Annotated in this window: 10 protein-coding genes; 7 read left to right on the forward strand and 3 right to left on the reverse strand. The window is 46.7% G+C overall.

What is annotated here, in order from left to right; all coding sequences use genetic code 11:
• Positions 1 to 171 precede the first annotated feature (171 nt).
• From QUA40_RS14595 to QUA40_RS14605, 3 genes are all read left to right on the forward strand, one after another.
• On the forward strand, positions 172 to 4,476 hold the full coding sequence (locus QUA40_RS14595) for an AAA domain-containing protein (protein ID WP_333126939.1): 4,305 nt from the start codon (positions 172 to 174) through the stop codon (positions 4,474 to 4,476).
• Positions 4,454 to 5,347, forward strand: coding sequence for a hypothetical protein (locus QUA40_RS14600; RefSeq protein ID WP_333126941.1), 894 nt, complete (start codon positions 4,454 to 4,456; stop codon positions 5,345 to 5,347). Before QUA40_RS14595 ends, QUA40_RS14600 begins: the two co-directional genes overlap by 23 nt.
• 251 nt (positions 5,348 to 5,598) lie before the next feature.
• Entirely contained in the window at positions 5,599 to 5,892 is a 294-nt protein-coding gene (locus tag QUA40_RS14605; protein WP_333126944.1) for a XisI protein, read from the forward strand.
• A 72-nt stretch (positions 5,893 to 5,964) separates the two neighbouring features.
• Here QUA40_RS14605 and QUA40_RS14610 read toward each other — a convergent pair whose 3' ends face one another.
• The 3 genes from QUA40_RS14610 to QUA40_RS14620 all read right to left on the reverse strand — a co-directional run bounded on the left by QUA40_RS14610 (position 5,965) and on the right by QUA40_RS14620 (position 8,802).
• Positions 5,965 to 6,219, reverse strand: a complete 255-nt coding sequence (locus QUA40_RS14610; RefSeq protein WP_333126946.1) for a hypothetical protein — start codon at positions 6,217 to 6,219, stop codon at positions 5,965 to 5,967.
• Between the two features lie 352 nt (positions 6,220 to 6,571).
• Positions 6,572 to 7,375, reverse strand: coding sequence for a DUF3747 domain-containing protein (locus tag QUA40_RS14615; RefSeq protein WP_333126949.1), 804 nt, complete (start codon positions 7,373 to 7,375; stop codon positions 6,572 to 6,574).
• Between the two features lie 434 nt (positions 7,376 to 7,809).
• Positions 7,810 to 8,802 carry a ribose-phosphate pyrophosphokinase gene (locus QUA40_RS14620; RefSeq protein WP_333046601.1) on the reverse strand — a complete coding sequence of 331 codons (993 nt, stop codon included), beginning with the start codon at positions 8,800 to 8,802 and terminating at the stop codon, positions 7,810 to 7,812.
• A 601-nt stretch (positions 8,803 to 9,403) separates the two neighbouring features.
• Between QUA40_RS14620 and QUA40_RS14625 the strand changes: the two genes are divergently transcribed.
• From QUA40_RS14625 to QUA40_RS14640, 4 genes are all read left to right on the forward strand, one after another.
• The gene (locus QUA40_RS14625; RefSeq protein WP_333126953.1) at positions 9,404 to 9,862 is read left to right on the forward strand and encodes a GatB/YqeY domain-containing protein; all 459 of its coding nucleotides are present in this window, start codon (positions 9,404 to 9,406) and stop codon (positions 9,860 to 9,862) included.
• A 301-nt stretch (positions 9,863 to 10,163) separates the two neighbouring features.
• A complete protein-coding gene (locus QUA40_RS14630; protein ID WP_333126956.1) occupies positions 10,164 to 11,855 on the forward strand; it encodes a protein kinase domain-containing protein in 1,692 nt (563 codons plus the stop codon).
• Between the two features lie 60 nt (positions 11,856 to 11,915).
• Positions 11,916 to 12,623 (forward strand): dethiobiotin synthase, encoded by a 708-nt coding sequence (bioD, locus tag QUA40_RS14635; RefSeq protein WP_333126959.1) that lies wholly within the window; start codon positions 11,916 to 11,918, stop codon positions 12,621 to 12,623.
• A 254-nt stretch (positions 12,624 to 12,877) separates the two neighbouring features.
• Positions 12,878 to 14,092: a M20 family metallopeptidase gene (locus QUA40_RS14640; RefSeq protein WP_333126963.1), complete on the forward strand. Its 1,215-nt coding sequence runs from the start codon at positions 12,878 to 12,880 to the stop codon at positions 14,090 to 14,092.
• Positions 14,093 to 14,168 lie beyond the last annotated feature (76 nt).

Below are 14,168 nucleotides of genomic sequence, written 5' to 3' on the forward strand. Positions count from 1 at the left end.
TAATTCTGAACTGTTTAATTCGATCGCCCGTCGCCTGTACGGTCACTTGCGATTCTGGTAGGGTGTGCACTTCACACCTTAATCTTGTTTGGGATTTAGCGGTTGTGTCGGCACAAGTTCCGATGTGCTAATCTTGAATGCAATCTAAAATCTAAAATCTAAAATATAAATATGCCGTCTTTAGTAGCAGAAGATTGGGGATATAAATTTAGTGGCGATCGCACAATTAATAAGTTTATTCGCGATATAGAAGGAGAAGCGGCTTTAGCCAAATATTGCGCTTGGGAATGCAAAGAGCGTGCGGAAATCCTGATGTCGGAGATAGCTGGCAAATCGCACAATCTTTTCTACGTGCGTCGCCAAAAGGTAAATGAGAGATTTTCGGAAGAAGAAATCTGGGAATTGCTGCTTGCTACGGATGGAGATGATTTTGAATTACCCCAATTGTTGCAAAAAGCCGATCGCACTTTGCGGTTGTTAGCAACTGTACGCTGTGAAGACGGAATTGGCGGTTTAAAACTGCTGGATGCTGGTTTGGTGGCGGTTCCCAGAGGGAGGAAAGATGGGTATTCTTTGCCGGTTCAGTTGCGACTTTTGGCTAACAGTCGAGCGCCAATTCCCGTAAAGTCGATCGCCCGCGTCCAAAAAATGCCATTTTGGGACGACAGACACATACCGACTACCGAACAACTAAAAGTTTGGCATACTTTTTTAAATGTGGAAAAACGCATCGCGGAAGCGCGTCAATTTTGCGTGCCTTTCCGAGCGCACAATTACGGTTCAGGCTTTAAAATCGTCACTTTTGAAATCGATCGTAATTCCGCAACTCTTGACGGCTATGAGGAAAATTCCTTAGAATTGGGCGACTTTCGCGAAAGGCTGAAAAAAGCCAGAAATGAAGAAATTATCCTGTTTGATTCGCCGCCCGGAAGCAGAAGCAGCCGCGATGGAGAGATATTGGGTAGCATCGCCGAAATTGACTTTGAACATGGTAAATTACGGATTAAGTTAGATGTTGATTTAGGCGATCGCATGGCGGGCGGCAGATATCAAATGCCCAAACAAGGATTCTTGTATTTTGAGGCGGCGGGCGATATCAGTCAGATCGAACGCAAGAAAAAAGCTTTAAAGATGCTGACAGATGGGCGCGCTCAAAATCCCTATTTGAGTGAGTTTTTATTCGACTCTTCTCAGGCGAGAATGCCCGAAAAACTGATTAAATTGGATCGGGAAAACTTATTAAATCGCAATGCTAATGACGACCAACTTGCCGCCGTAGAAACGGTGCTTTCTGCGCGGGATTTAATTTTGATTCAAGGGCCGCCGGGAACGGGCAAAACGACTGTGATTGCAGAAATTTGCTATCAAATTGCCCGTCAGGGCGGCAAAACGCTCATTGCTTCCCAAGCAAATTTGGCTGTAGACAATGCTTTGAGTCGGTTAGTTCACAATCCCTCGATTCGGGCTTTGCGGAAGGGAAAAGCTCATAAGGTGCAGGAAGAAGGGCAGCCGTTTTTGGAGGAAAATGCGATCGGCACTTGGCTGCAAAATACGGCGACTGACTGCGAAGAAAAGCTCTCGCAGCGCCTAACTAATATAAAATTTTTGCGGCAGATGCTGGCAGAATCAGAGCGATATACCGCCTACTGTGCCGCCGAAAAAGCTTTTTTTAATGAACTAAAACACCTGCACGACAGTAAAGCAAATATTGAGGAAAAGTGCAACCAGCAAGCAACAAATTATGAACAAATTTTAACCCAAAAAAGCGAGATTGAATCTGTTGTTGCGGGGCTAACAAATCTACTGGATGCGCCGAATGTCAACTGGGAATCTCCAGAACTTGCCGAGTTTATGCCCAGACTAAAACCTTATTCCGAAGGCAATGTTTTAGTAGAAAACTTTATGGCAAATGTTCGGATTGCCGCTAGCACTGCTATTCAAATAGGCTTCGATCGCCCTGCTTGTGGCGCGTTTGGGATGGCGGTTTGGTTGCAGGAAACTGTAGCAGCGCAAATAGCGGAATTTAAGACAGCATTCGATCGCGCTGATGATGTTTGTCACGCTATGTCAACGGTTGCGGAGTCGTTGCGGGTGTCGCGGCAGATGTCGGATGCTGTGAATCAACTCGAATTGGGCGATCGGCAAAATCAGACACACCGCCAAAATCTCGAACAGAAAATCAAGAATTTGGAACTGCGAAAAGCGGAAATTGCAGCCGTTGTCGTCGCCGTTGCACAGTGGATCGAGACGGCTGATACGGGGCTCTATGAAGTCGTGAAAACTTGCTGGGAAACGGGCGCAATGCTCACGGATGATATGGTAGAATTGCCCGCAGGATTGCTGAAAATTGCCCGATCGCTCAAATTGCCGATCGTGCCACCCAAATGCAAAGTCAATTTGCCCGATTTAGATCGCTTGCAAAAGGCAATATCCCACGAAGAAAGCGCTGGTTTTAAGGACTTACAAGGGCAACAGTTCCGGTTTAGCGAGTTTTTGCACCTAAATTTGAGTCAAACGCCGATCGTGCTCACTGCGGGCGATCGTACACAGTGGCAACAACTAGCCAAAGACTTCGCCAGCTACTCCCAAGTCAGCCCAAGTCAGCGCAAATTTATCATCGAAAAAGCTGGCACTTTCTTAGGTAGCATTCAACAATTTTATAGTGAATCGTTGCAACCAAATCATATCCAAGCTACCTTCGATCGCCTAGTCAAAGAATTGCTGCACAGTATCCTCGCCAATGCCCGTCAGTGCGTGGTTCCCCTGAAAACCGAAACCGAACAGCAGCTTATCAAACAGCAACAATTATTAGATAAAATCGGTCAAACCTTGAGCCAGCAGCAAATATCCGCCGCTAAACTTCAGGTAGAAACAGCACAGCAAGAGGCGAACTTAAAAATTAGCGAAGTTACTAACTTGTTGCAAGCAATTGTCCAACAGCCAAATGTACCTGAAAAATTGCGATTTTTATCCGAACAATATCTCGCCCAAAAATCGAATATTTGGGAGCAACCGCAGCAGTTTGTCAAGCAAGTTGAGGCTTGGAAAGCAAGCGCGATTCAGCTTGAAAAATCAATTGCTGACTTAGATCCTTTTGGGGTTTTGGAGACAATCAAAAACACTCTTGACGAGCATTTATCCCCGCTGCAAATTGCGGCTGCAACTTCGCAGCAAAAACTCGCCGAACTTCAAAAAGAATTGAGCGAAATTACCGCTCAACTGCAACAGCAGCAACCAACAGCAGCATTACTTGTTGAGAGAAATTGGTGGGAGTCAGCATGGCAAACTATCCCGACTCAATATCAGCCAGAAGTTCCGAATACAGGATTATTCAGCGTAGCTTTTTTAAGCAAAATTAAGCGTCTCTTCAAAACTTGGCAACGGAAATTAGAACAAGAAGAAACAGCACTAAATCGCTCTCAAAAGTTTGTTACAGATTGGATTCAAAAACTCCGCAATCCATCAGAAAAAGACCGCAACGATTTAAAGCAAATTTATATTGACAATGCCAACGTAATCGGCATTACTTGCGTGCAAGCTGCAAGTTTCGATTTTACTAAAAACTTTCCCAGCTTTGATGCAGTCATCATTGACGAAGTTAGCAAATGCACTCCCCCAGAGTTATTAATTCCCGCTTTGAAAGGCAGAAAGTTAGTATTAGTGGGCGATCACCGGCAATTGCCGCCGATGTTTAATCAAAGTACGATCGACGATATTGCCGAAGACATCGGCTGTACCGGAGACGAACTTAGCTTCATAAAAGAATCTTTGTTCAAAGTGTTGTTTGAAAGTGCCAGCGACAGCATCAAAAAAATGCTGACAACTCAATACCGAATGCACCCGCAAATCATGGGCGCTATCAATCAGTTTTACCAGCAAAAACTCAACTGTGGCATTCAGGAAGCTGACACCAAGCGCGCCCACAACCTAGCAGGTAGAATCATTCAAGAAAATAATCACATTCTGTGGGTAAAAACGCCCATCGGACAAGGATTTGAAGAGGAAAAACAGGGTACTTCCCGGTTGAATGTCAAGGAGATTGATGCGATCGAGCGTTTGTGCGAACAAATGGAGATAGCTTGGCAGCCCAAAGTTGCCGACGGTGAACTGCCCAAAGAAATAGGGATTATCACTTTTTACGGCGCTCAATTGAATGCAATTAAAGACAGAATCGAACCAGAAAGATTCCCTTCTTTGAGCATCCGCACTGGTACGGTTGACATATTCCAAGGCATGGAAAGACCTGTAATTATTGTTAGCACAGTGTGTAATAATATTAGAGGCGATATTGGATTTGCTAAGGAACCGGAACGGGTGAATGTGGCATTTTCCCGCGCTCAAGAATTGCTGATTGTTGTCGGATGCCACGATTTATTTACCCAACAAACAGGTACTGTGGGAAAAATGTATCAGGAAGTTTCAAAAACGGTGCGTCACTGCGGAGGTTTTGTAGATGTTTCTAGCGTCCTCAACTAAACCAATAGACTCGAATTTAAGTTCGCTAGCCGAACAAATTGAGCAACAAAATCCGGGTTTGTCAGTGTTGGCGGCGCGTCAATTCAGCTTTGCAATCCGGCAAACTCCGCTGGAGGTGGCGGTTAGCGAACCGCGCGAGTTTAACGTGTTGGAAGAGTTCATTTTGCGGGCGGGTGTTGAGTTTGAACCTGCGCCAACTTTGAAGGAATTGGCGGATTTGCTGGGGTTGGATGAGATTTTTGTGAAGACTACGGCGGCGACTCTGGTTAGTTTGGAAAGCTTGGAGGTGGCTGAAAATGGGCAAATTGCGATCGCCCCGCAAGGTAGAGATTTTTTCGAGAAAGGTGCGGTTAGTCGATCGCAAATTCAATCAATTTACGCCATTTCCGATCCTTTAAATCAAACTCTTACCTTTAAATTCGATGCTTTACCCCCAGAATCGCTCAACTTACCCGATTTAGCAGATATAGTATCCCTCGAACATAAAATTAGCGACCTTGCGAATTTAAGTCTAGCAGAAATCCAGCCGTTAATTCAAGATTCCGGCTTAGGAATTCACGCCCCACAAAACGGCAAAATTGTCTCTGCTTGCGATGTCGTCGGCGATGATTTAGATATTTGGCAAACAGTCTCGATTTTTGTGTTGCTAGATGCTATCGAAAATAAAACTACTATTCAAGTTCGACAGGGAAAGCAAATATTAGAAACAGCTTCAAACAGACTCAACGAACTTGAATCTCAGCAAAAACTTTCCTTGAACGACTTGTGTTGTAAAGTAACCCCAGACATCGCACAGCAAGAGTCAGAGACAATCCCCGTCCCGAAAACTCCTAAAAAGCCATCTAAGAAGAAACTGAAGGAAACGATATGATGAGGACTAAAGTCCTGATTACGAACTGATTGGTAGTAAGGACTAAAGTCCTGATTAACTGATTTCTTGCACGATTCTCAATTACTTGTTTAGGAACGGGCAAGATGCCCGTTCCACAAAACTTGATTTTATTGTGGAACGGGCATCTTGCCCGTTCTTGACAATAGTGTAACATATAAGTATTAACCAACAAATGAGGTAATTGTGCAATGGACAAACTAGCTCAATATCGTCAATCCGTTTAGAGATTAATGAGCCGTTATGCCGAAGATGATGTTTCAGATGATGAAGTCGAAGTGCAACTAATCTTAGACACAGAACGAGATCATTATCAGTGGATGAATGTCGGCTGGGAACACTTAACCCGGATTTATCGAAGCATCATTCACATTGACATCAAAGATGAAAAAATCTGGCTTCAGCAAAATTTGACAGACCAAAATCCTGCGGAGGAATTAGTTGAAATGGGAGTACCGAGAGAGGATATTATTTTGGGATTGCAACCCCCCTACAAACGGCAGTATACTGATTACGGTGTAGCGTAAAAAGTCCAGATAAAAAAACACAATACTCAGATTCCCAACTTCTTGAAGAAGTCGGGGCTCTAATTTCCCCTACTAAGTCTTAACGGATTTCAGCATCTGCAAAGTAGCCGCGGCGTAATTCCGCTTTGCAGAATTATCGAAAGCAAACCGATTGCCGATTTCGTTAATAGCGGCAGCCACAGAACAATAAGCAGACATTTGAGTAATAATAGAAGCAGCGCAATAATTCTGAGTGTCTGAAAAAGTTTTATACCGCTCTTTAACAACTAAATTCGGCTGAATTCCCGCCGACAAACCAAATTCCGCCGCTGTTGGCAGCACCGCCATCAATTCAGCGCGATTGACGGGCTGGGTAGGTTTAAAAGTTCCATCTTGATATTAGCTAACTATCTTGTTGTTCCGCCCCCATAGAAGTTTTTCGGCACTCCAACGGGAAATATCAATGTCGCCAAATGGACGGATAGAAACATGGCTAGGAAAGGTGATATTAGCACCTTGTATTTATTTCAAAGATTCCCCAACTAAAGATACCAATTGCTCTCTGCTAACAGCAAGTTGCGGCCCCAAAGCATTATTTTGATAAAACCGGGCTACAAACCCAAGGCCCACAGCTTCTTTAATTTTGGAAGCGTAGATATTATAGGTAGCTATCTCCGAATTGTAGAAAAGCCAGTATTGCCTACGGTATTGGTATTTCCTGCGGTATTGGCTGCGGTATTGGTATTTCCTGCGGTATTGGCTGCGGTATTGGCTGCGGTATTGGCTGCGGTTGCGGTATTGGTAATGGCTGCGGTATTGGCTGCGGTATTGGCTGCGGTATTGGTATTGGTATTGGTATTGGCTGCGGTATTGGCTGCGGTAATACTGTAGGTATTGGCTGCGGTATTGCTTCGGTATTGCCTCCGGTATTGCCTCCGGTATTGCCAATTTCTCCCGGTGCGGATTGATTGGTAGTGAAATAAAAGTGGCCTAATGTGCGACCTTGGTAAGCTCTTTTACTCAAGCGCCAAGCAGGATCGAGACTGATTTTCATGAAGTCGTTAACATCGCCGTTTGTGCGACCGATAATCACCGATTTACCTTGGTAATCTACCGGAGTTCCCATTAGTAGAACATTGCCATCAACAGTTTCCAAGCTTAGGGTGTATTTTAATGCTAAATCGGTGCCGGCCATACGAATTGAAAAGCCGTTGCTGTCAGTGGCGCGGCCACAAATACCGGTAAAATCAAAAGTAACTAATAACGGAGCGACTTTCACGGGATTAGAGCCACTTTCGCTCCAGCATTGTCGCTTGTCAGATACTTGTTCTAAAATTAGCAATTGGTAGCCACCGTAAGGGCGGGGTTGGGCGACGACAATTACTCGGTCTTGGCTAATTTCGGTTTCGTCAAAAGTAAATGCTTTAGCCGAACCGATCGCGCCAAGTGTTAAAATTGCTGAACCTGCCAGTGCGGCCACTGTTCGTACAAGTGAATGTTTCATGATTTTTCCCTATTGGCTCCTTATTGTGATGAGACTTATCTAGAATATAAAAAATTCGCCCTCTTCCAACAACAAGATAGAATTTTAGCATCTCTTGTTCCGGTGGTACCAAGTGCGATCGATCGCCGATCGTCACATTGGTTCGTAGTGACAACTTAAAGTCCGAGCCAATTTTTATGAGGACTTTAGTCCTGACTACAAAGTTATAACCGTTATTTTAGCCAGAAACTTGATAAGCTATTCGACCTCTAAATTGTATTTTCCGGGGGGCGGGACGCCCACTCCACAAGAATTTGATGGGACTTGACAGTAAATTTTAGATGGGCCTGGGCTTATTACTTGCGGGAAACGATCGCACTATTGAGCAAAAAAACGGTGCGTTACACTCTTGTTAACGCACCCTAAAACAAACATTCAAAAAGCGCTTTTCCTGTCTAGCGGAACATACTGCTAACAGAACTATCTTCGTGAATCCGCCAAATAGTTTCTCCGAGCAAATTCGCTACCGAAAGCACCGTCAACTGCTTAAAACGGTTCTCTTCCGGCACAGGAATTGTATTCGTAACAATTACCTCTTCCAAAACCCCGCTCGACAAACGCTCGATCGCCGGAGGCGAAAACACCGCATGAGTAGCACAAGCATAAACCTGCCTCGCACCCTCGCGGCGCAACAATCGGGCGCCTTCAGAAATCGTGCCGGCAGTATCGATCATGTCGTCCACCAACACAGCAGTTTTGCCCCTGACATCACCGATCAGATTCATCACTTCTGCCACGTTGTGAGCTTGGCGGCGCTTGTCAATAATTGCCAGGGGAGCATCACCAAGCTTTTTGGCAAAAGCTCTCGCCCTAGCGACTCCGCCAACATCCGGCGAAACCACAACAATATCCGTCAATTGCTTGCTCGCCAGATAATCCAAAAGCACCGGCGAACCGTAAACGTGATCGAAAGGAATGTCAAAATAACCTTGTATCTGAGCTGAGTGCAAATCCATCGCCAAAACGCGACCGGCCCCAGCTTCTGTAATCAAATTAGCCACTAATTTTGCAGTAATCGACTCTCTTCCGGCCGTTTTGCGGTCAGCCCTAGCATATCCGTAATAGGGAATGACAGCAGTAATTTGTCTGGCCGAAGCGCGGCGACAAGCATCGATCATAATTAACAATTCCATGAGGCGATCGTTTACCGGACAGCAAGTTGGCTGAATCAAGTAAACATCGCAACCCCGAATCGATTCTTGAATTTGAACGTAGAGTTCCCCATCAGCAAACCGCTTGCGAACCATCGGCCCCAAATCTATCCCCAGATAGCGAGCCACCTCTTGGGCGAGGGGAACATTAGCAGAACCGGAGAACAGCCGCAGACGGTCATGAGCGGAAACCGGCGGCTCGGGAAGCGGAAGCGGTAAAGTAGCAGAACGGATCACAGCAGGCCTCTTGCAGGACGTTTATTCCATCGCTATCTTACCATCTGAAACTAGAAATATTCAGCCACTTCTTAGAGAGATTTAACTTTCGAGGCGGTCACAAGTGTTAAGTTAGGCGAACTGAATAGGACTTGCAGAAATATGTCTGATAAACCGGGTTTCTAGCCCACATTCCGCACCCTCAACGGTCACAATCGGTTTTTACTTATTTTTATCTACCCATAAAAGTATGAATTATACTTGGATACCGTACATTAACGGATAAAAAATTTTTAAAGGCATAATTTATTACTTTAAAGATAGAGTTTTATGCGTAATTATGCTGTGTGACACCCCAGGGTGTGGAATGTGGGATCTAGCGAGATATACTGGCAAAAGTACCGCACTTCTGCCCCTACGTCTAAAAATTCTGGCGTGAGTCAATTTGGGGTCGAGGCGGGAAGTGCAGCCACCCAAAATTTAGTCGAAGACCGAAGGCATCCGGGTTTAATGCGATAAAAATGCCACCAACAGGCAATAAACTTGAAAAATACTGTAAAAAAAGTTAAGAATCGGGATCGCACTCCAGATTTTTGAGAACGGCAAAGCAAGGTAGAAATCGATGAGCTTAAGAGAACGCATTGACGCAGAAATCAAAGCAGCCATGAAGTCCAAGGACAAAGTTCGCTTGGAAACAGTTCGCGGCATCAAGAAATTTATTCTCGAAAAAGAAGTCAGCCTTCGTCCCTCCGGCCAAGACACGCTGACAGAAGCTCAAGAAATGGAAATTTTGATGCAAATAGCCAAACAGCGCCGGGATTCGATCGAACAATACCGCAAAGGTGGCCGCGAAGATTTAGTCGCACAAGAGGAGGCAGAGTTAGCAATTGTTGAAGAGTATTTGCCGGCGCAGATGTCAGACGAAGAGGTGAGTCAAGTCGTTGACGAAGTGATTGCTTCGGTTGGCGCTACTTCTGCAAAAGATATGGGCAAGGTGATGGGCAAGGCAATGCAGCAGCTTAAGGGCAAAGCAGACGGTAACAGAATTCAAGACATGGTGAAAGCAAAGCTTAACAGTTGACTGTTGACTGTTGACTGTTGACAGCAGTCATCACGAAGAATGTAGCAGCAAATCTGGTGGGGTTTCCCTTTGCGCTCGCCCAAAAAAACCGCAACTATGGGGCAAACCCCTCCAGGGGAACCCCTGATTGTCGATCGCCCGCAAGCGCCTAATTTCTCAAAGTTGCTCAAAAAGAAGTAAAATGCTAACTTTCATCGGGACTGGGAACTACAGACAGTGAAGTACGATCTTGAGCATTAAAGATTTAACATTCTAAGTCTGCCAGCGATCGTCTATTTTTTAACAGTTTCTACTTAAACTTATGCAGCCACCTATTGCTATTGGAACTCTCCTACAAAACCGCTACCGCTTGGTGAATATTTTAGGTCAAGGAGGATTTGGCCGGACTTATTTAGTAGAAGATTTGGGACGGTTTCAAGAACGCTGCGCCCTGAAGGAATTGATTCCGGTGCAAAGCGGGCCTTACGTTTTGGAAAAATCGAAGGAATTGTTTCAAAGAGAGGCGGCAATACTTTACCAAATTGGGCACCCGCAAATTCCCCAGTTTCGGGCAATATTTGAAGAAAACCAGCGTTTGTTTTTAGTCCAGGATTACGTGGAAGGGATGACTTACCGCGAACTGCTGCTCGATCGAACTTCAAATGGTCGCACCTTCACCGAAGCCGAAGTCTTGGTATTTATCCGGCAAATGCTGCCGGTACTAGCTCACATCCACGCCCGCGGCATCATCCACCGCGACATCTCCCCAGAAAATATAATTCGGCGGGAAAACGACCAGTTGCCGGTGCTGATTGACTTTGGAGTGGTGAAGGAACTCGCCACCAAAGTCCAGTCTCCCGAAGGAACAGCCCACGCGACAACTGTCGGTAAAATCGGCTACGCGCCGATGGAACAGTTGCAAAGCGGGCGGGCAACAGCCAGCAGCGACCTCTACGCTTTAGCTGTAACAGCGATCGTCCTGCTGACAGGCAAAGAACCGCAGGAATTGCTCGATCAAACAACGCTGCAGTGGAATTGGCAGCAGCAAGTGCAGGTGAGCACGGGTTTGGCTTTGGTGCTGAATCGGATGTTGAATCGCTCTCCGGGCGATCGATATCAATCTGTCAGCGAAGTCGCCCAAGCACTCGACGGCCAAACTAATCCTAAACCTAACCCGCCAACTGTACCGCCCGCGCCAGCAGTAGTAGGGCCGACAAACCCTTCGCTAATAGCAACGGTGGCCGTGGGCAGACCGCCGGAGCCCGCCGCCCAGAGTTCCCACCCGCCAAACCAGCCAGACCCGTTAATTGAGCCTGCTGGTGGCACTTTTTGGGACAATCCCATCGCTGCGATCGGACTGCTGGCGGGCTTAGTAATCTTGACGGGCTTCGGTTCCTGGGCTTTAGTCGGCTCATTTCTCAACAATTCGCGCCCCAAACCGACTCCGACAGCGCCAGCACTTACAAGTCCGACGCCGACACTAACTCCCATACCAAACCCGCTACCTTTACCAACCCCAAGCCCGCAACCTTTGCCAACCCCAAGCCCACAACCTTTGCCAACCCCAAGCCCACAACCTTTGCCAACCCCAAGCCCACAACCTTTGCCGGAACCAAGCCCAGAACCTTTGCCAACCCCAAGCCTAGAACCTTTGCCGGAACCAAGCCCAGAACCTTTGCCGGAACCAAGCCCAGAACCAAGCCCAGCGCCAACTCCGACACCCAAACCGACGCCAACGCCGACTCCGAAACCGACGCCCAAACCGACTCCGAAACCGACGCCCAAACCGACGCCCGCACCAACTCCCGCACCCAAACCAACACCCGCGCCGTCGCCAACACCAGCACCAACTCCCGCACCAACACCGGAACCTGCCCCAACTCCAGCACCAACACCGGAACCTGCCCCAACTCCAGCACCGTCGCCGGAACCTGCACCAACGCCCGCACCGTCGCCGTCGCCAGAACCGTCGCCGGAACCTGCCCCAACTCCCGCACCGTCGCCAGGACTCTAAACTTCTGGCAAAATTCCCCTAGACTGAGGTTGAGGCCAATTACTTGTTAGCTATTTGCCAATGAACTCGCTGCTAATTGCTGGAACTGATACCGACGCGGGCAAAACTGTTTTGACCAGCGCTCTGGCTGCTTATTGGCAAATGTATTTTCCCGATCGCAGTTTGGGAATTATGAAACTCATGCAAACGGGAACGGGCGATCGCGAACTCTACACCCGTTTGTTTGCCCTCGACCAATCCCCCGAAGAACTCAATCCGCTGCACTTTGATGCGCCACTAGCACCACCAATTGCGGCCGAACGGGAGGGGAGACGTATCGAACTCGAAAAGGTCTGGGCGGCTTGGCAAAGCCTCTCGGAGCGCAAGGATTTTGTATTGGTGGAAGCTTTGGGAGGACTCGGTTCGCCTGTAACGTGGGAACTGACTGTGGCCGATATTGCCAGGGATTGGCGGCTGAGGGGGGTTTTGGTAGTACCTGTGAGGTTGGGGGCGATCGGGCAAGCTGTGGCGAATGTTGCTCTCGCCAGACACACTGGTTTTAAGCTGAGAGGAATTGTGCTTAATTGCGTTAAAGCTTATTCTGAACAAGAAATTGCCGATCTAGCGCCCGTTGATTTGATCCAGTCGCTGACTCAAATACCTGTGTTGGGTATTTTGCCGCATTTAGATGACCCGACTGACCTTGCTAAATTAGCTAAAGTTGCTTCAGATTTAGATTTAGAGCGCTTACTGCCAGGGGTTAATTTAGTTGCTCAGACTTCTAAATAACCCTATTCTAAACACCTCTCTTTCTCATTCTTCTCTTCCTCTGCGTACTCTGCGCCCTCTGCGGTTCATAAAAAAAATCTCCGGCCCAACTGGGATAGGATTGAAGAAGATTTTATTTTAACCACAAAGACCGCAGAGACCGCAGAGAAAGAGCAGAGAGAGTTTCACAACTTATTCTGGGTTGCTATAATTAGTGATTACCATTTATTAAGTGATTAAATCTAAAACCTAATCAAAAAAAAGGAGAATAAAAAATGGTTTCTACTTTACCGAATTTAACCTCTGTCGATTTATCTCAATTGCGGCTGGAAATTAGAAATTTGCAGCCTCAGCTAGTCGAATGGCGTCGCCTTTTGCACCAAAAGCCGGAGTTGAGTTTTGATGAAAATTTAACGGCGCAGTTTATCTCGCAAAAGTTGCACGAATGGGGCATTGATCATGAAACTAATATTGCTAAAACTGGTATTGTCGCCACTATAGACAGCGGCAAACCGGGGCGGGTTTTGGCAATTCGAGCTGATATGGATGCTTTGCCTATTCAAGAAGAAAATGAGGTGGATTATCGATCGCAGCATGATGGAATTATGCACGCTTGCGGCCACGACGGCCACACTGCGATCGCCCTCGGTACTGTTTGTTATCTGGCCAAGCACAAACACAGCTTTTCGGGTAAAGTAAAATTTATCTTTCAGCCCGCTGAAGAAGGGCCAGGGGGCGCAAAACCGATGATTGAAGCGGGAGTTTTGAAGAATCCTGATGTTGATGCGATCGTCGGCTTGCATTTGTGGAACAATCTACCTTTAGGCACTGTAGGCGTCCGCAGCGGCGCTTTGATGGCTGCTGTGGAAGTTTTTGACTGCACGATTTTTGGCCAAGGTGGGCACGGCGCAATGCCACATCAGACTGTGGACTCGATCGTAGTTACAGCCCAAATTGTCAGCGCTTTACAGGCAATTGTCGCGCGAAACATTGACCCGATCGACTCAGCGGTAGTAACTGTCGGCAAATTCCACGCAGGCCACACCCACAACGTCATTGCCGATACCGCTCAAATCGGTGGCACGGTGCGCTATTTCAATCCTGCATATCAAGGTTATTTTGCAAAGCGAATCGAGCAAGTAATTGCCGGAATTTGTCAGAGTCACGGGGCCAATTACCAATTAGATTATTGTTCGCTTTATCCGCCAGTTATTAATGATTCGAGAATCGCTGAATTGGTGCGTGGCGTAGCAGAATCGGTGGTAGAAACTCCTGCAGGAATCGTTCCAGAATGTCAAACAATGGGCGGCGAGGATATGTCGTTCTTTTTGCAAGAAGTCCCAGGTTGCTATTTCTTTTTGGGTTCAGCAAATCTAGAGAAAAACTTGGCTTACCCGCACCATCACCCGCGTTTTGATTTTGATGAAACTGCGTTGGGGATGGGTGTAGAAATGTTTGTGCGGTGTGTCGAAAATTTTTGTGTGATGTGATACGGAATCCGGTTGTCATAGGTCTGTTATAATTGCTGAAAAAATCGAGCAAAAATAGCCATGCCAAAAAAAGTCG

Source organism: Microcoleus sp. Pol11C3, from assembly GCF_036701485.1.
Taxonomy (GTDB): domain Bacteria; phylum Cyanobacteriota; class Cyanobacteriia; order Cyanobacteriales; family Microcoleaceae; genus Microcoleus.

Excerpts from the sequence above, each read along its gene's own strand:
- QUA40_RS14610 (WP_333126946.1), bottom strand. The coding sequence starts at position 6,219 with ATGGCGGTGCTGCCAACAGCGGCGGAATTTGGTTTGTCGGCGGGAATT.
- QUA40_RS14625 (WP_333126953.1), top strand. The coding sequence starts at position 9,404 with ATGAGCTTAAGAGAACGCATTGACGCAGAAATCAAAGCAGCCATGAAG.
- QUA40_RS14600 (WP_333126941.1), top strand. The coding sequence starts at position 4,454 with ATGTTTCTAGCGTCCTCAACTAAACCAATAGACTCGAATTTAAGTTCG.
- QUA40_RS14595 (WP_333126939.1), top strand. The coding sequence starts at position 172 with ATGCCGTCTTTAGTAGCAGAAGATTGGGGATATAAATTTAGTGGCGAT.
- QUA40_RS14630 (WP_333126956.1), top strand. The coding sequence starts at position 10,164 with ATGCAGCCACCTATTGCTATTGGAACTCTCCTACAAAACCGCTACCGC.
- QUA40_RS14640 (WP_333126963.1), top strand. The coding sequence starts at position 12,878 with ATGGTTTCTACTTTACCGAATTTAACCTCTGTCGATTTATCTCAATTG.
- QUA40_RS14615 (WP_333126949.1), bottom strand. The coding sequence starts at position 7,375 with ATGAAACATTCACTTGTACGAACAGTGGCCGCACTGGCAGGTTCAGCA.
- QUA40_RS14605 (WP_333126944.1), top strand. The coding sequence starts at position 5,599 with ATGAGCCGTTATGCCGAAGATGATGTTTCAGATGATGAAGTCGAAGTG.
- bioD (WP_333126959.1), top strand. The coding sequence starts at position 11,916 with ATGAACTCGCTGCTAATTGCTGGAACTGATACCGACGCGGGCAAAACT.